The organism is Flammeovirga yaeyamensis (assembly GCF_018736045.1).
Lineage (GTDB): Bacteria > Bacteroidota > Bacteroidia > Cytophagales > Flammeovirgaceae > Flammeovirga > Flammeovirga yaeyamensis.
In genome coordinates this window covers 3,153,248-3,172,262 of the sequence record NZ_CP076132.1, presented here as the reverse complement: position 1 = coordinate 3,172,262, position 19,015 = coordinate 3,153,248, and the positions used below count along the sequence as shown (strand labels likewise).

Below are 19,015 nucleotides of genomic sequence, written 5' to 3'. Positions count from 1 at the left end.
TGATATACAAAAAAAGCTGTGTAGAGATACACAGCTTTTTTTATAATCTAAATTCTTGACAAGTACCCCTATACCCCGAAAGGTATAGGAGACTTGTCTATAAGTATGGCGGGAGAGTGTCCCCGCGCTCAAAATTGAGCCGAAACTAATTAAATCCATCAGTGGAAGTCTGGATGATCTCTTATACGGGTTAAGATGTATCTTAACGAGTACCGCATTGCCGAAGCAAAGAAGAGAATATCTTATTAATTAGATTGCAACTTATAGTAAGAAGGTTGAAGTGTTAAACACTTCGATTTTTTGGGGAATGTCAGAGAGCATGCACCCTCTGACACCGCTTGTAAAACCATAGACAAAAGTTTTACTTACAACCCGCCATATTTTTTATAATTGTATTATTATTATATCACTCTTTTAAGATGGACAATAAGAGAGTTTGATTAAAGAATTTTATTTCATTTTCATATTTGTCAAATACGTCATTATTATTATGTATTCGACTGTTTTTCATTTCATATTACATTACAATAGTACGACATACATTCGTATTTTACAAATATTATAAAGTGGATATATAGATGTGAAAATAGTTAAAATTGTATTATTTTGATAAAACTACTTAAAAGCGTAATAAATACAATTTCAATCGGTTTCGGAAATAGATAGAAGGACAATTTTTAATAAAAAATGGGGTGCAATCGGTTGAAAATAGTGTATGATTTTCTGAAAAATGTACTTATTTTGCTTAAAATTTGTACAATTCAAGTTTGATTTTTTTTGAAAAAAATATTTTTTTTTCGTCGATCGATAACAACAATACTAGAATCCATTATCATGAAAACAAACACCTTATTATCCTTATTCTTAGGGGTTTTATTTTTTACCTTTTGTTCTCAATCATCATCATATAACATAAAAGTCCTTCAATTTAATATATGGCAAGAAGGGACGGTTGTCCCTAATGGATATGAAGCGATAATTACAGAGATTATCAATTCAGAAGCTGATATTATTGCTTTAAGCGAGGTTAGAAACTATAATAAAAGTTCTTTAGCAAAACGTATGGTAGAAGATTTAAAGCAAGAGGGCTTCACATGTTATATGGATAGCAGTCAAGATTCAGGTATTTTATCAAAATATCCCATAGTTAAGCAGGAAATGTTTTATCCGGTAAAAGACGATAGGGGATCCATTACTAAAGCTATAATTAATTATAATCATCAGGAAATAGCTTTTTATTCAGCTCATTTAGATTACAGAAATTGTGCAATTTATTTACCAAGAGGATATGATGGAAGCACATGGGAGGAATTGAAGGCTCCTATATTTGATAAAGATTCTATTCTAAACTACAATAATCGATCGAAGAGAATTGAAGCGATAAAACTATTTATAACTGATGCTAAAAAAGAAATGGGTAAAGGTAGGTTAGTGATTTTAGCTGGAGACTTCAATGAGGCGTCACACTTAGATTGGGTCGAGGCGAATAAGCATAAATATGAACATAATGGGTTGGTGATCCCATGGACTTGTACCAAAGAATTAGAGGATAATAATTTTAAAGATGTTTATAGAGAACAGTATCCTAACCCAATATCTCACCCTGGTTTTACATTTCCTGTATATAATCCGGATGTTGATTTTTCTAAATTAGTTTGGGCACCAAAATCAGATGATAGGGATAGAATTGATTATATATTCTACAATCCTTCTCAAAATATCAGATGTGAGAAAACGTATTTGATAGGTCCGAGAGCATCTATTGCCTATAATAAAGTAGTAAGTGAAGTCACAGAGGATAGTATTGTGTCTCCGTTAGGCATTTGGCCGACAGATCATATGGCTCTGTTTGCTCAGTTTGAAATTAATTAGTGGATCTTCATCTAAAAAACGAATAAAAAAAACACCATCGAACAGAATTCGATGGTGTCTGAATTTATCTCAATAATAAAGTAAATGCGGATCTTTTTTCCTTTTTAAGAAATTAATAACCTGTATTCTGATCAAGATTTGGGTTGGTAGCAACCTGAGTTGGAGGTATTGGGAATAAATACCTTTTCGTACCATCAGATGGTTTGCCTTGAGAAGGTAACCAGAACTGATATTCAACATCTTGATCATTCATTCTTAATTCAAAAGCATCAGGATCATTCTCCATTTGCTTGTTTTGCCATACATCTAGGTATTTGCCGAAACGGATAAGGTCTTGTCTTCTTACACCTTCCCAACATAATTCCCAACCTCTTTCCATTAAGATGAAGTCTAATTCATTCTCAACTTTACCATCAGATAATAGCTGAGCATAATGAGTGTTTGCATCTGCAATAGCAGAACCACTTTTAAAACGACCACCTTCTGTTCTTAATGTATTGATGATTTGCATCGCAGTTCCTGGATCCCCTTTACGAGCCAATGCCTCAGCATGCATTAATAAAATATCTGCATAACGTAGGATAGGGAAGTCGTTACCTGACCATCCACCCCAAGAAACGCCCACTGCACCAGCATCAGGCTCCCACTTCATCAAACGAACACCTTGTGTTTTATTCGCATCAAATAATGGTAACTCCGGTTCGTGTTGAACGATATCGCCACTTACAGATTCAAATTCAGTGTAGAACTGATCCTTTCTCAAATCATCATCACTAAATGATTCATATCGATCAGTCATTATCGAGAAACCATTCCATTTTGATGGAACTGCCCATTCAACACCTTTCACTTTATAAGTATCGTAATGAACACCCCATGAATTACCATGGTTACCTAGTGGATCATCTGCAGTATAAGTGATACTAAAGATATAATCTGTATTCCCTTCTTCATTCCCTAATTTGAATGTTTCTAGGTAAGAAGAATAGAGGCTGTAACCTAAGGTTTCTACTTTGGATGTATATTCAATCACCTTGTCCAATTGAGCGGTAGTTGGAGCAACAACAGTTGAACCATCTTGTAAATAGACACCAGCATTTAAATAAATCTTTGCCAATAAACCATAAGCTGCACCTTGGCCCACTCTAGCATATGCAGGTGAAGCAGGTAAAATATCTTTTACAGCTTCTAATTCATCAATGATAAATTGAGTCAGTTCAGGACGAGAAGATGCTGGAGTATCACCATCGTGCTTTGATACTAAAACTAATGGTACATTACCAAACATATCCATTAAAACGAAGTAATAATAAGCTCTAAGGAAACGTACTTCTGCTTTAGTTGATTTAATATCATCCGTTTCATTAAAAGATTCTAAAGTTTCTAATAAACCATTCGCTCTAGCAATACCAGTGTAAGGAGCATTCCATAAACCAGGTAAGTGAGGATGAGTAGCATCCCAAGTATGTGCATTTAATTGCAGCCATTTTCCACCATCATACCAGTCACCTCCTCTTGTAGGAACAAGCGTTTCATCAGAGGAAACTTGATTAAAACCCCAATAGTTTTCATGATGATAGAAACTTCTAAGTGAAGCATAAATCGGTGCTACGGCAGTGGCTAAATTCTCAGGATTTTGGAAATACTCATCCGTCACTGAGCTATGAAGATCTTCGTCAAGGTTAGTACAAGCTGAAGCTCCGATTAGTGAAGCCATTGCAAAAATCTTGATCCATTTATTTTTTGTCATGATTGTTTCGTTTTAGTAAAAAGAGAGGATTAAAATTCAACTGATAAACCGCCTATGAATGTTCTGGCAGCAGGGTAGTTGTTATAGTCAATGCCAATAGGAGGAACTTGAGTACCTCCCGAAGGAGCATTAACTTCTGGGTCGTAACCAGAGTAGTTTGTGATGACAAATAGATTTTGTCCTGAAACATATAGTCTCAAGTTTTTTACAAATTTAACTTCGTTCATATCGAAAGTATAACCTAATGTTAGGTTTGATAATCTCAAGAATGAAGCATCCTCAATAAATTTAGAATTGTATTTTGTCGCTCTGATTCCTTCATCTACTGCATTTTTCATCACATTATAAGTAGATTGATCGCTGTAGATATCATTAGTAGAAGAGAATTCAAGTGCTGTGTTATTAAATACTTGATGTCCGAACGCACCATTAAAGAAGAAATTAAAATCAAACTTACCGAACGTCATAGAGTTATTGATACCTAAAGTCCATTTTGGTAGTGCTTGTCCTAATACATGAAGATCATCTGATTCAATCGCATTACCACTTTCATCTAGTCCTTCGTATCTTTTACCATAAAAAGTACCGTAAGGAAGTCCTTTTTGAATGACTTGGGCAAATTGACCTACCTGACCTCGACCACCAACAGCACCCGTAAGGATTTGATCATAATCGCCAATATTTAATACCTCATTTTTGTTGTGAGCGGCAACAATTCCTGTTTGCCATGTGAAATTATCTTTAGCTACGTTGACTGTGTTAATTGATAGCTCGATACCTTGATTTTTCAATTCACCAACATTTTGTAAGAATATATCAACTGGCGCAGGTTGAGCGGCTTGAAGCTCTAACAATAAATCTTTTGTGTGCTTTTGATATACATCGATAGTACCAAATACTTTGCCTTCGAATAATTCATAATCCAAACCAATGTTGATTTGAGAAGTTTCTTCCCATTTCAAATCAGGGTTAGCATAATTGTTATACGTTACACCCGATCCAATTCCTACAGCACTGAACGATTTACCGCCATCTAAAGTAGGAAGTGAACGGTAGTTACCAATTTCTTGAGAACCAGTAATACCCCAACCTGCACGAAGTTTTAAATCACTAAACACTGTGCTTGTTGATAAGAAGTCCTCTTCTGAAATTCTCCACGCACCAGAAACTGAAGGGAATAGCCCCCACTTATTATTCGCACCAAATCTTGAAGATCCGTCAACTCTAAGTGTACCAGTAAAGACATATTTATCTTTAAAACTCACATTTGCTCTACCAATCCAAGAAATCAGTTTATTAGATTCTTTGTTTGAATCTGGAATAACCAATCCACTAGCAGCGTTAAGGTTATACTCTGCAATATTATCTACTTGGAATCCAGTAGCATTTATGGCATTGTACTCCGACCCAAATGCTTGATAAGTATAACCAGCAAGAGCATTCAATTTAGTATCACCAAATGTTTTTGTATAGTTTAATGTACCTTCAAAAAGCATGTTATGAAGGAAGTTATTACGAACATCTGCATTTCCATTTCCTTTACCAACCCATTCAATAGTACCAGGTAAATAAGCATTTCTCTTTGCTGAAGTTAAATCACCACCAACATTTAATTTGCCTTTTAATCCAGGGATTAATTCAGCTTCTAAAAAAGCATTACCTAAAACTCTTTGGGTGTTGGTAAAATCTCTTACATTCGTGGCCATGATATAAGGGTTCTTCTCCAATTGGTTTGCTGAAGAATAGTCTTGTGGAAGGAGTGGAGACATACGGATCATGTTATTGATGACACCACCATCTAGGGCACCGCCAACACCGTATGGAAGGTTGTTGTTTTTAGTGAATGAACCCATCATGTTTGCTCCAAGCGTTACTTTATCGGATAACTTTTGAGTGATATTCATACGGGCACCAATTCTTTCCATACCCGAATTAATCATAATACCTTCTTGGTTAAGATAATTGACAGAGAATCTATACTGAGTTGTTTTTGTTCCTCCAGAAACACCCAAATTATGATTTTGAGTCACTGCTTGCTGTGTCATCACTTCTTGCCAATCCGTATTTGCTCCTAAATCTAGTGGAGTAGTTCCTTCTGCAGCAGTAGCTGAACGGTATTCGTCAGCAGTTAAAATGCCTAATTTTTTAGAAATAGTCGATACACCAAAGTAAGCATCATAATTTACTTTAGCAGTACCTTCTTTACCTTTCTTAGTGGTAATGATGATGACACCATTTGCTCCTCTCGCTCCATAAATAGCTGTTGCAGAAGCATCTTTTAAGATATCAAATGACTCAATATCGGCAGGGTTGATAGTGGCCAATGGATTTTTTCTAGCAGAATTTGAATATACACCAGAAGTACCTGGGTCTGATGCAGTATTATCAATTGGAAAGCCATCAATAACGTATAAAGGCTCATTGGATGCAGTTAATGATGTACCACCACGAACACGAATGTTGACACCTGCACCTGGCTCCCCAGAAGATGGAGTCATCTGAACACCAGCAATTTTACCTTGAATCAATTGATCAGGAGAGGACATCACACCTTGGTTAAAATCTTCTGCCTTAACAGAAGACATGGCGCCTGTCACATCTTTTTTCTCCATCTGACCATAACCGACTACAACTACTTCCGAAAGTTGTTTAGCATCTTCTTTTAGAATGATAGAGAATTTAGTTTTATTTCCGATTTCAACTACTTGTTCAAAAAATCCGATATAACTAAATGATAGCGTTTTGGCTGATTCTGAAACAAGAATAGAAAAGCTTCCTTCAAAATCAGTAGTTGTACCTTTTGATGTTCCTGTGACAATCACGTTTACACCAGGTAAAGGAGTTTTGTTTTCATCGAGAATTGTCCCGGTTAGTTTTCTTTCTTGAGCATACAATGTGGACGTGAATGCTATGGTCATCAATAGCATTAGACTGAAGAAACGTAATAATTTTTTCATTAGTTAAATGTAGTTTTAAATGGACATGTAACGGACATGTGCAAAAAAAATGGGCATGTTTGTCATTTCATCAAACATGACTGTAATAGAGAATTTCTAGCTAGATAACTTTTAGACAATACGTAATAGCAGTAAATTATAATTCATTTCAAGTTTTGCGCAGTAGATAGCTATGTTTTTGTCTTTTACAATTCTAAGTCTTAATCTATAGAATTACAAATTGTTGTAAGTCAGTTCTTTTGTCTAAAAGTGGACTATTGTTGTACTATTTTTGGATTTCTGTTTTTTAAAGTTTCGGAATGTTGCGATACATGTTGCGCAATCGGTTGTCATTTACGGATAACGTGATTTTATTTTTCTGTACGAAAGGTTTCGAAACAGATTGCGCAACCCATTTCTAAATTTATAAAGTGTATCAAATACTCTTATGTTTATTGGATAAATTGAACATTTAAAAAAATTGAAAAAAATTAAGTATTCGTATTAAAATTGATGACGAAAAGGCGATTTCATTCAATAAAATATGGTCTTTTCTTCATTTTGTATTTAATTTGCACTGTGCTTATCACGAATGACATAAGAGATCGGGCTCGTAGATGTCATGGCAACCGTTGCGCCCAGCTTCAGGTGCCAAATCCCGCCTCGGAGGTGTCCGAGAAAGATGAGCTATAGCATTCAATCGGGAATGGAAGTCTCAACAGTAACTTTTAAGCACGTTTTTAACTCTTCAAAGGGAGAGGATGTGAAACGTAACTTTTAAAATATCAGATGTCGAAAAAACTCAGAGAGTTAGCAAAAGAGCGTGTGCTCATATTAGATGGTGCGATGGGTACCATGATTCAAAAGCATAAATTAGGTGAAGAGGATTACAGAGGTGAACGATTTAAAGATCACCCATGTGATGTGAAAGGGAACAATGATATGCTTTCTATCACTCAGCCGGATATTATTCGTGATATTCACAAACAATATTTCAAAGCAGGAGCTGATATCGTTGAGACGAATACATTTAGTGGTACGACTATCGCTATGGCCGATTATCAAATGGAGCCAGATGTGTATGAGTTGAACTATGCCTCTGCAAAGTTGGCAAAAGAAGCAGCAGCTGAATACACTGAATTGGAACCTCACAAACCTCGTTTTGTAGCGGGAGCAGTAGGACCAACGAACAGAACGGCATCTATTTCTCCTGATGTAAACGATCCAGGTTATAGAGCGGTTACTTTTGATGATCTTGTTGAAGCTTACTATTTACAGGTACAAGGTCTAGCAGAAGGTGGAGCGGATACGATCTTAATCGAGACAGTATTTGATACGCTAAACTGTAAAGCAGCTCTATTTGCTGCTGATAAATATTTTACTGATGTTGAAGAAGGAAATGTAGTTTCTGCAGCTCCAAAAGGGAGAGAGGCTGAATTCCCTAATTTATATAAAGGAGAACGTTTACCATTGATGGTTTCTGGTACGATTACAGATGCATCGGGTAGAACGCTTTCTGGACAAGTAGTCGAAGCATTCTGGAACTCTATCAGACATGCAGATCTATTTAGTGTAGGATTGAACTGTGCATTAGGCGCAGATTTACTCCGTCCATACATTCAAGAATTATCTCGTGTTGCTGATACCAACGTTTCAGCCTATCCAAATGCGGGTCTTCCTAACGAATTTGGTGAGTACGATCAGACATCAGAAGAGATGAGTAAAATCTTAGAATCTTTTGATGGATTAGTGAATATTATTGGTGGATGTTGCGGTACAACACCTGACCATATTAATGGAATTGCAGAGACATTCAGCAAAGCGAAGGTGAGAGAAATTCCAACTCAAGCACCTTACCAAAGATTAAGTGGTTTAGAACCTGTAACGATCAAGCCGGATAGCATTTTTGTTAACGTGGGTGAGAGGGCCAACGTAACAGGTTCTGCCAAATTCCGTCGTTTGATTGAAAACGGTGATTTTGAAGCAGCCATCGAAATTGCAAGACACCAAGTAGAAGGTGGTGCTCAGGTAATTGATGTCAATATGGATGAAGGGATGTTGGATTCTAAGGAATGTATGACACGTTTCTTAAATCTAATCGCATCTGAACCAGATATTGCCAAGCTTCCAATTATGGTGGATTCATCAAAATGGGAAATTATTGAAGCAGGTCTGAAAACATTGCAAGGTAAAGGTATTGTCAACTCGATCTCTTTGAAAGAAGGAGAAGAGGACTTTATTTATAAAGCAACAACCATCAAAAAATATGGTGCTGCAGCAGTTGTCATGGCATTTGATGAAGATGGTCAGGCAGATAACTTCGAGAGAAGAAAAGAAATCTGTTCGAGATCGTATGATATTCTTGTTAATAAAGTGGGTTTCGCACCTCAAGACATCATTTTTGATCCGAATATCTTGGCAGTTGCCACAGGTATCGAAGAGCACAACAACTATGCAGTTGATTTCTTTAAAGCCACAAAATGGATCAAAGAAAACTTACCACATGCGATGGTAAGTGGTGGTGTTTCCAACATTTCATTCTCATTTAGAGGAAATAATGCAGTTCGTGAAGCAATGCACTCCGCTTTCTTATACCATGCTGGTAAAGCAGGTATGGACATGGGTATTGTGAACCCAGGTATGATCGAGGTGTATGAAGAAATTCCAAAAGATTTATTAGAACATGTTGAAGATGTTCTTTTGAATAGAAGAGAAGATGCTACTGAACGTTTAGTTGATTTTGCAGAAACAGTAAAATCAAAAGGTAAGAAAAAAGAGGTGGACTTATCTTGGAGAGAAAATCCAGTAGAACAACGTCTATCTCATGCCTTAGTAAAAGGTTTAGTAGAATTTATTGATGAAGATGTAGAAGAAGCACGTCAGAAATTCGCTCGTCCTATTGAAGTGATCGAAGGTCCTTTGATGGATGGCATGAACGTAGTAGGTGATTTATTTGGAGAGGGTAAAATGTTCCTTCCTCAGGTAGTGAAATCTGCTCGTGTGATGAAAAAGGCGGTAGCGATTCTTATTCCATATATTGAAGAAGAGAAAGCCAATAATCCAGAATTATCAGCTTCATCTTCTGCCGGTAAAATCTTGATGGCGACCGTAAAAGGTGATGTACACGATATCGGTAAAAATATCGTTAGTGTAGTATTAGCTTGTAACAACTTCGAGATCATCGACCTTGGAGTAATGGTGCCGTTGGATAAAATTATTAGAACAGCTGTTGAAGAAAAAGTAGATGTTATCGGATTAAGTGGTTTGATCACTCCATCACTAGACGAAATGGTTTACGTTGCCGAAGAATTAGAACGTCAAGAACTGAATATTCCAGTAATGATTGGCGGGGCAACGACTTCAAGAGTACATACAGCGGTAAAAATTGACCCTCAATATTCAGGTTCAGTAGTACACGTATTGGATGCTTCTAAGTCAGTGCCAATTGCATCTGCTTATACATCGGAGAATAAGGAATACACCAAAGAAGTTATTCAAGAATTCAAAGATGAATACGCTAATTTAAGAGTTACTCACGCTAAACGCCAAGGCGCGAAAAAGCTGATTTCAATCGAAGATGCTCGTAAAAATAAATTGGCTATCGATTGGGAAACTTCTTCAATTACAAAGCCATCGTTCTTAGGAACAAAAGTATTCGAAGCATATGACTTGGAAGAAATTGCTAAGTATTTAGATTGGACGCCATTCTTCCAAACGTGGGAATTGGCCGGTCGTTACCCTGCAATTTTAAAAGATGAAGTTGTAGGAACTCAAGCGACAGATCTTTATAAAGATGCTAAAGCGATGCTACAAAAGATCATCGACGAGAAATTATTGCAAGCCAATGCAGTTATTGGTTTCTTCCCTGCGAACAGTGTCAATGATGATGACATCGAGTTGTATGATTTCGAAGTTACTGATGTTGAATTACCAGATGCAGATCATCATCATTCGATATTCTTTAAAGAAGATCGTTCTAAGAAAACAGAGTTGTTATGTCATTTAAGACAGCAGAATAAAAAGGCAGCAGGCAAGCCAAACTTCTGTTTAACCGATTTTGTCGCACCTAAAGAATCAGGTAGACAAGATTACATTGGAGGTTTCGCAGTAACTGCAGGTATTGGTTTAGATAAATTGGTCGAACAATACGAAGCGGATCATGATGATTATAACAGCATTATGGTAAAAGCTTTAGCCGACCGTTTAGCAGAAGCCTTTACTGAATTGATGCACGAGAAAGTAAGAAAGGAAATTTGGGGATATGCAAAAGATGAGATCTTTAATAATGAAGATCTGATTGACGAGAAATACCAAGGTATTCGTCCAGCTCCGGGTTACCCTGCTTGTCCAGATCATACTGAGAAAGACAAATTATTCAAGCTTCTTGATGTAACCAATAACATTGGTGTTGAATTAACTGAAAGCTATGCTATGACGCCTGCTGCGGCGGTATCAGGTTGGTATTTCGGTAACCAAGAATCGAGATACTTCGGTTTGGGTAAAATCAACGAAGATCAATTAAAAGATTACGCAGAGCGTGTCAACCGACCAGAACACGAAATGAGAAGATGGTTGGGAACAGTTCTTCTGTAATTCACAATAATAGAATACCGATAGTAATTTTTAATTACAAATAGTATATTTAAGTCAGGTGATTACTTTAAGAAAGTATCACCTGACTTTTTTATTTAACTACTAAATTATCATGCTGAACAAAATAACTTCTCTCTTCCTAATCGTATGTTGTTTACTTTCATGTACTTCATCAAATGATGAGAAATCAACACAAACCTATTCTCTTGTAAAGTTTAAAATTACAGGAGATTCTTATCAGGAGTCTAAAAAATTATTCACTAAAAGATGGAACGCTCTTGAGAGAATTGACTATGAAATTATTTCAGAGAAACCACCTTTTATTGAGGTGAAAGTCTTTGATTATATAGATGAGAATTTTTATAAGGCGTTAGTTGAGAGGGAAGGTAATCTAGCGATGACTAAAATGGAACGTGATACAATATTATTGCATCCACCTTATTATCAAAAATTGCCCCTATCTGAATTTGATTCTGTTAAGGCAGAATTATTTTTGATGAATACAATTGAAATGAAGCTGAAAGAGGGGACAATAAGAAAATATATAAGTAGATATGAAGATGAGGATAGCCTTTGTCGTGTTCGCTTTTTATTAGATGATCAACCATTATCATCTGTAAACTACTCAGTGAAAACCTACAATAATCAGAAATTATTCTTAGGATACAGAATTGAGAATCTAAAAGGCTCAAATAAAATCGTTAATTACAAATTATTTTCGCTTTACTCAACTTTAATAAAACATCCTATAGAGCATAAAATAGGAGAAGTTGAAGAGGTGCAGTTATTTTTAAAAGATCAAAACGGAACTCCTATTCAAGTATCTAAAGATCTGAAATTTAAAGCATTTTATGTCAGAGCATTTCTTACTAAAATCCCAACACACATAGAGCAAGAAATTAAAAGACAAAATTATAAAACTGATGCAGCTCTGAAAATAAGAAAGTTAATAGTGCTTGGTGAGGAAGGGTTAGAAGGATATATTAATACCTATAAAATTGAAGAGTATTCAGTATTGGAAGGTGAGATCAATGAGTTTCACAAACTGACGAAGGATATTATTGATGTAATCAAATTTAATAATCAGACTGATCAAAATTTATTTACTCAATAATTAGTCTTTTTTATCACTACTTCTTCATTTTCCCTTTTTACTTTATAGTTAAATTTTCTATTTTCACTACAACAAAATATGTCTTTTTAAACATCAATTTTTGATAAAGACATTAAATATTGACCATTACGTATTTAAACATAAATGAGCAGATTAGTATCACTAGAGAACGCCGTATTATCAGTTAAGATTTCAAGAGACGGGGCAGAGTTACATTCGGTATATCATAAACAACATCAACAAGAATATTTATGGCAAGCCGATAAGGAAGTATGGGGGAGACATGCACCTGTATTATTTCCAATTGTTGGACAAGTAGAGGAAGGATATTACGAAGTGGATGGAGTAAATTATAAACTCCCTCAACATGGTTTTGCTCGTGATATGGAACATAAATTAGTGACTCAAGACGAGTTGTCGTGTATTTTCGAATTGCGATTTGATCATGAAACCATTCAGAAATATCCCTATAAGTTTGTTTTTAGAACGATCTATGAGATCAAAGACAATAAATTAAGTATTACATATCAAGTAGATAACTTGGATATGGAAACTATTTATTTTGGAGTGGGAGCCCACCCAGGTTTTAATACCAACTTCGTTCCAGGTACATCATTCGAAGATTATGTCATCGAATTCTCTCATCAAGAAGAGTTTGAAAGATTATTATTGGATAACGGGTTAAGAAGCGGAGCCATTGAACATGATGCATTGAAAGGGGAGAAAATCCTTCCGTTAAAGTTTGATACATTTAAGGACGATGCCATCATTTTCGATCATTTCAAATCGGAATATCTTGATATTTATACAAAGAAAGATGATTCTAGAAAACTGAGAATTGGTTTTAAAGATTGGCCACTTCTAGGAATTTGGACTCCAGTTGGAAAGAATGCCGATTTTGTATGTATTGAACCTTGGTATGGAGTGGCTGATCTTAGAGATGAGAATCATAATTTCAAGGAGAAATATGCAAATCAAACATTAGAAAAAGGTAAGACTTTCTCTGCAACATTCACCGTTGAGATGATGGATGATGAGTAGTAGTTTAAAAGAAGGAGTGTGGTCGGAACATCAAACCGTAAAAGCACATCAAATTGGTCCCGGCTATAAAATGAAGCCCTCTACTATTTCTGAAATTTTTCAGGAAGTGGCAGGGAATCATTCCAATGCCGAAAAATTTGGGCTAAGAGAAATGATGAAAAACGGTCATGCTTGGGTATTAGGAAGCTTGAAATATGAAGTCAAAAAGTGGCCAAAATGGACAGAAGACCTTCATATTACCACTTGGGTGTATGATGTTCAGAAACTATCTTCCCAAAGAAATTTCTTGATTAAAGATGATAAAGGAAATGTAATCATACAAGGTTCTTCCATTTGGTTTGGCATCGATTTAAGGCGAAGAAGACCCATTATGATTACCGAGTTTATGGATAAGGTGACTCAAAGAGATGATCTAAATACTTTAGAGAAACCAAGTAAACTTAAACCACCTTCATCTAAAGATTTCGAGTCGAAAAGAAAAGTGGTGTATTCTGAGTTGGACCCGGTAAACCATGTCAATAACATCAAGTACTTTGATTGGATGTTGGACAGTATTCCACATTCGTTTAAATCAAAGAAATTGGTAGAAGTAGAGATCAACTACTTATCAGAAGTAATCTTGGATCAGGAAGTCGACGTGATTACCGAACAACAGCAATCAGAAAACGGTTATCACCTTATTACTGGAATTTATAAAGAAGATAAACCTGCTTGTATCATTCACACAAAGTGGGAATTAATATAAAAAAGATATAACAAAAAGAGTCAGTTTCTTCATTTTTGAAACTGACTCTTTTTATTTTACTACCTACTACCTAATTCATCCCTCCAGAACTATGTAACTTTCTCGCTTTTCTACCTTGGAACTGTCCGCCAAAGGCATAAGAGAAAGATAATCTATATACAGGGCGTTCCTGTAAATAGTAAGTTTGTTCTTGGAAATCACGACCGTAAACATCTTTAGTGAAACCACTATTAATAATATCATCAATTTTGAATGAGATATTACCTTTACGTTTTAAGATGGCCTTTTTTACTGCAAGGTTAAGTGCGTAAGTCGGCTGTGTGATATTCTGAGCATCGTATTGCTGACCTGCATATCTACCCATAATTTGAATCGTGAAGTTCTTTGGTAAAGTAAATCGAGTATTTAATTTAGCCGTCCAGTTGATAGGATTAGCATCTTGAGGAACAGTAAACTCTTCGTTGTCATCTTGAATCTCCAAGTAGAAGAAGTTTAAGTTGGCATCAATATTCCACCATTTAGCAATTTGATAATTGGCAGAAATGGAAGCACCACCTGTCATAGACGAACCTAAGTTGGCCCAAGTGTAAACGGTGACATCCTCAACTGAATCGTATCTGGAAACGTTTCTAATGATATCTGTACTATGTCTTAAATAAACACTCGTGTTTAATCCTAATTTATTCTTGTTGTAACTATGATCGAAGCTGATGGAGTTGGTATAAGACGGTTGTAAGTTCGGGTTACCCACAGATACAGTCGATGAGTTCGAACGTTGCTCGATAGGAAGCATGTTAAAAATACCAGGACGGTTAATTCTTCTCGAATAACTTACACCAACAGTATTAAATTCACCCATTTTCTTCTGAACATGAAGGGTAGGGAACAAACTCGCATAGTTGATACTATAAGTGGTATCTTGACCGCTTTCTGTTTTTACAGTACCATCAATGGTAGCAACTTCTCCTCTCAAACCAGCTTTGATAGAATAGCTACCTAAAGCGATGCTGTATGATCCATATAATGAGTTGATGTATTGATCATAATCATAGCTGTAGTTATTAATTACTCCTCCCAAATTATTTGATATCTGAGCTGAAGCATCTAATAATTCACCTTTATAACCTGTTTCTAAAGACGATTTATCATTGATTTTATGAGAGTAATCGACTTTTAAAGAAGCATAATTCCAGTTGGCATCGGTACCCACAGATGAGTTTCTTGATGCATCTTGTTCTAGTGTAGATGAAGTGGAGAAATCTGATGTACCTCCATTATAGAAAGCATCACTCTCTAAAATACCTTTCTTAAATTCTTTTCTATGGTTTAAGCTGAAGGATTGACCACTCGCTCTATTGTTTTGGTTACCGTATTCTTTCTGAGAGAAGATAATCTGATCTCCTTGGATGTTGTTGTTCGTAAAGAAGTTTTCTTCTCCACCTTTCCAATCCCAAAGTTCAGCATAGAACGTGATGGTATTGGTAGAATCCAAGAAGTAATCGGCACCTAATTTTGTATTGTAGTAACGACCGTTTCTGATATTATCACCTTTCTGATCAAAAGAAGGAATAGAAGAATCAGAATAGATACGTCTTAAGTCTTTTTGATTTTCGAATCTATTTTCTCCATATGAACCTTGTCCAAAGAAGTTGAACTTTTTGATTCTATAGTTCAATCCTAAATACCCATTGTATTTCTCGCCAGTACCTGCACCAATATTAGCACTACCGTTAAGACCTTTCATTTTATCTTTTTTGGTAATCACATTGATAATGCCCGATAAACCATCAGGATCATATTTAGCCGAAGGGTTAGTGATGACCTCAATTTTTTCGATAGAACCGGCAGGCAAAGTTTGGAAAATCTGTGCAGGATCAATTTGTGAGGGTTTACCATCAATAAGTACTCTAACGTTACTTTCTCCTCTTAGAGAGATGGCTCCATCAGAACCCACACTAATTTCTGGAATAGTTTGTAATACCTCAGAAACTGAGTTTCCTTCAGCAATCATAGCATCACTAACGTTTACGACTTTTTTATCAATAGAACGTTCGATACTTGTTTTTTCTGCCCTTACTTCGACCTCTTCGAGTTGTTCTACATTTTCGCCGATCTTAATTTGTCCAACATCAACAGAAGCAGCATTTACTTTTAGCTCTTTTTGTAATGTGTTGTAACCAACGAATTGTACGATTAAGGTGTAAGTACCGTAGGGCACATTTTTGATTCTAAACTGACCGGCATCATCAGTTAAACCACCTCCAATGGAAATATTATCCTTGTTATTTAATGATACAGTAGCATATCCAACAGGGCTACCATCGTTTTGGTCAATAATCTGACCTTTGACATTTCCTTTTTTATCAAGGTTGTCGTTGGCAAATAGGAAAGTCGTGACGAACAGTAATACAATTAAATTGACACTAAATGTTACAGTTTTCATTATTAGATGAAAGTTGAAAGTTATATGATAGTATGAAGATGCAAATTTAGGTTTTTTAACTGATAATTATCACTAAAGATAGAATCGAGAGTGTTAATGTTTAGGTCTATTAATAAAAAAAGCCCAAAATGATTAAACATTCTGGGCTCTTTGATGATAAAAGGATGATTTACATCGTCTTTGAATCCACTTTATGATCCAATGACGGAGTAACATCCATATTGTACCAAGCAAATCCGAAGATATCTGCATATTCTTCGATAATCATGCTTGTAGGTTTACCTGCACCGTGACCAGCATTTGTAGCAATACGGATAAGAACAGGGTTTTTACCTGAATCCTTAGCTTGTAGCTCAGCTGCAAATTTAAATGAGTGAGCTGGAACCACACGGTCATCATGATCGGCTGTAGTAATTAATGTAGAAGGATAATTAACCCCTTGTTTTACATTGTGGTAAGGAGAGTAACCCTTTAAATATTCAAACATTTCTTTCGAGTCTTCTGCTGTACCATAATCATAAGCCCAACCTGCTCCGGCTGTAAACTTATTGTATCGTAACATATCAAGAACACCAACGGCAGGGAAGGCAACTGCAGCTAAATCAGGACGTTGCGTCATTGTCGCACCTACTAACAAACCACCATTAGAACCACCACGGAGGGCAAGTTTTTCAGTAGAAGTATACCCTTCTTTTTTAAGGTATTCTGCAGCTGCAATGAAATCATCAAAAACATTTTGTTTGTTCATTTTTGTACCCGCAAGGTGCCACTTCTCTCCATATTCACCGCCACCTCTAAGGTTTGGAACAGCGTAAACACCACCATTTTCTAACCATACTACATTGGCCACAGAGAAACGAGGTTGTAAGCTTACGCTAAACCCACCATAACCGTAAAGGATCGTAGGGTTTTGTCCATCTTTCTTTAATCCTTTTTTATATGTAATGATCATTGGCACTTTTGTACCGTCTTTTGATTTATAGAATACTTGTTCAGAAGTATAATCGTTCGGATTGAATTTTACATTCGGACGAATATATTCTTTCGATTCTCCCGTTTCGATGTTGTATTCAAAAGTGGTAGAAGGCATAGTGTATGAAGTGAATGTGTAGAATAAAGTTTTATCCTCATCTTCACCATAGAAACCTGATGCAGTACCCACACCCGGTAATTTTACCTCTTTTTCTTTCTTCCCTTCTAAATCGTATTGATATACTTTTGAGATAGCATCCTTCATATACTTCGCAAAGATTTTCTTTCCAGAAGTACTTACCGATAACACATTTTCAGTTTCTGGAATTAAATCTGTCCAATGAGCTCTTTGTGCAGCATTTACTTTAGCAACTACCACTTTTCCATTAGGCGCATTGTAGTTGGTTTCGATCCAGAATTGTTTGTTATCAGAATAAATGATGCTGTGGTTGTTATCGAAGTTGTCTACCAATGTAATAATTGGTGCATTCTTCTTCGATAAATCTTGAATGTATAATTCATTGCCTGTTGTGTTCACAGCAGCTGTAATGACTAAGTATTTTTCATCATCAGTAACATAGGCACCCACATATCTTCTTGGTGTTTCCTTACCACCAAAGACCAATTTGTCATCATTTTGGGATGTACCTAATTGGTGGTACATCAATTTATGATGTTGTGTCATACCTGATAACTGTGAACCTTCTTTAGGTTGGTCATATTTACTGTAATAGAATCCTTTATTCTTATTCCAAGCGATGTTTGTAAACTTCGCATTTCTCACCGGAGCCTCAACAATTTCTTTAGTCTCTGTATCTAGAACATAGATATCTCTCCAATCAGATCCACCTGTAGAAGTAGCATAAGCTGCTAACTTTCCGTCATAAGTAAATTTGATTGTTGATAGGGAAGTCGTACCATCCTCAGAGAATGTATTAGGATCTAAGAATACCTCCTCAACATCAGAATTAGGTTTCTTTCTATACAGTACATATTGATTTTGAAGCCCATCATTTTTATAGAAATACAACCAATTCCCATGTTTACGAGGTGCGGTAATTTTTTCGTAGTTCCAAAGTTCAGTTAAACGATCTTGAATACCTTTCTTAAAAGGAATTTTGGCAAGAAATGCCTGAGTTACCTCATTTTCTTCTGCAACCCAATCCGCCGTCTCAGAAGATTTATCGTCTTCTAACCAACGATAAGGATCTTGTACTTTAGTACCGAAATATTCGTCTTCTACGATTTCTTTTTTAGTATCAGGATACTTATGTGGCATTTGTTTATTACATGCAGTAAAGGCTGCAACGCTAGTTAAGAGAAGAGCCGAAACGATGTTCTTATTCATGTTTAAAAAATTATATGGTTATTTTGGCATAATTTATAATTGATTTAACAGGTATTCAAAAATCATTTCTTAAAAAAACTATAATTTCGCATTACCAACTAAAAAATGAGTTCCTAGAGAAGTATTATTTAATGATATGATAATTATTATAGTCTTCGGAAGGGAATTTGATAACGATTTATTCAGCTTTATACAATATCC

General features: G+C 35.8%; 9 protein-coding genes and 1 riboswitch. Of the genes, 5 read left to right on the top strand and 4 right to left on the bottom strand.

Translation table 11 applies throughout. The features are described 5' to 3' along the window. Window positions 1-834 precede the first annotated feature (834 nt). Window positions 835-1,872, top strand: coding sequence for an endonuclease/exonuclease/phosphatase family protein (locus tag KMW28_RS12510; RefSeq protein WP_169663123.1), 1,038 nt, complete (start codon window positions 835-837; stop codon window positions 1,870-1,872). Between the two features lie 112 nt (window positions 1,873-1,984). On the opposite strand, the gene KMW28_RS12505 is transcribed toward KMW28_RS12510, so the two are convergent. Then, window positions 1,985-3,622: a RagB/SusD family nutrient uptake outer membrane protein gene (locus KMW28_RS12505; protein ID WP_169663124.1), complete on the bottom strand. Its 1,638-nt coding sequence runs from the start codon at window positions 3,620-3,622 to the stop codon at window positions 1,985-1,987. A gap of 29 nt (window positions 3,623-3,651) precedes the next feature. After that, window positions 3,652-6,579, bottom strand: a complete 2,928-nt coding sequence (locus KMW28_RS12500; protein WP_169663125.1) for a SusC/RagA family TonB-linked outer membrane protein — start codon at window positions 6,577-6,579, stop codon at window positions 3,652-3,654. A 559-nt stretch (window positions 6,580-7,138) separates the two neighbouring features. After that, window positions 7,139-7,247, top strand: a riboswitch (SAM riboswitch). A 100-nt stretch (window positions 7,248-7,347) separates the two neighbouring features. On the opposite strand from KMW28_RS12500, the gene metH reads away from it, so the two are divergent. The 4 genes from metH (at window position 7,348) to KMW28_RS12480 (ending at window position 14,051) form a co-directional block, all read left to right on the top strand. Further along, the gene (gene metH, locus KMW28_RS12495; RefSeq protein WP_169663126.1) at window positions 7,348-11,151 is read left to right on the top strand and encodes a methionine synthase; all 3,804 of its coding nucleotides are present in this window, start codon (window positions 7,348-7,350) and stop codon (window positions 11,149-11,151) included. Window positions 11,152-11,263: 112 nt separating this feature from the next. Continuing rightward, complete coding sequence (locus KMW28_RS12490; protein ID WP_169663127.1) at window positions 11,264-12,265, top strand: hypothetical protein; 1,002 nt, start codon at window positions 11,264-11,266, stop codon at window positions 12,263-12,265. A gap of 144 nt (window positions 12,266-12,409) precedes the next feature. Then, on the top strand, window positions 12,410-13,306 hold the full coding sequence (locus KMW28_RS12485) for an aldose 1-epimerase family protein (protein WP_169663128.1): 897 nt from the start codon (window positions 12,410-12,412) through the stop codon (window positions 13,304-13,306). Next, window positions 13,296-14,051 (top strand): acyl-[acyl-carrier-protein] thioesterase, encoded by a 756-nt coding sequence (locus KMW28_RS12480; protein ID WP_169663129.1) that lies wholly within the window; start codon window positions 13,296-13,298, stop codon window positions 14,049-14,051. Before KMW28_RS12485 ends, KMW28_RS12480 begins: the two co-directional genes overlap by 11 nt. Before the next feature lie 70 nt (window positions 14,052-14,121). Here the strand turns inward: KMW28_RS12480 and KMW28_RS12475 are convergent, their stop codons facing one another. Next, window positions 14,122-16,494: an outer membrane beta-barrel family protein gene (locus KMW28_RS12475; protein WP_169663130.1), complete on the bottom strand. Its 2,373-nt coding sequence runs from the start codon at window positions 16,492-16,494 to the stop codon at window positions 14,122-14,124. Between the two features lie 169 nt (window positions 16,495-16,663). After that, window positions 16,664-18,814, bottom strand: coding sequence for a prolyl oligopeptidase family serine peptidase (locus KMW28_RS12470; protein ID WP_169663131.1), 2,151 nt, complete (start codon window positions 18,812-18,814; stop codon window positions 16,664-16,666). Window positions 18,815-19,015: the final 201 nt, after the last annotated feature.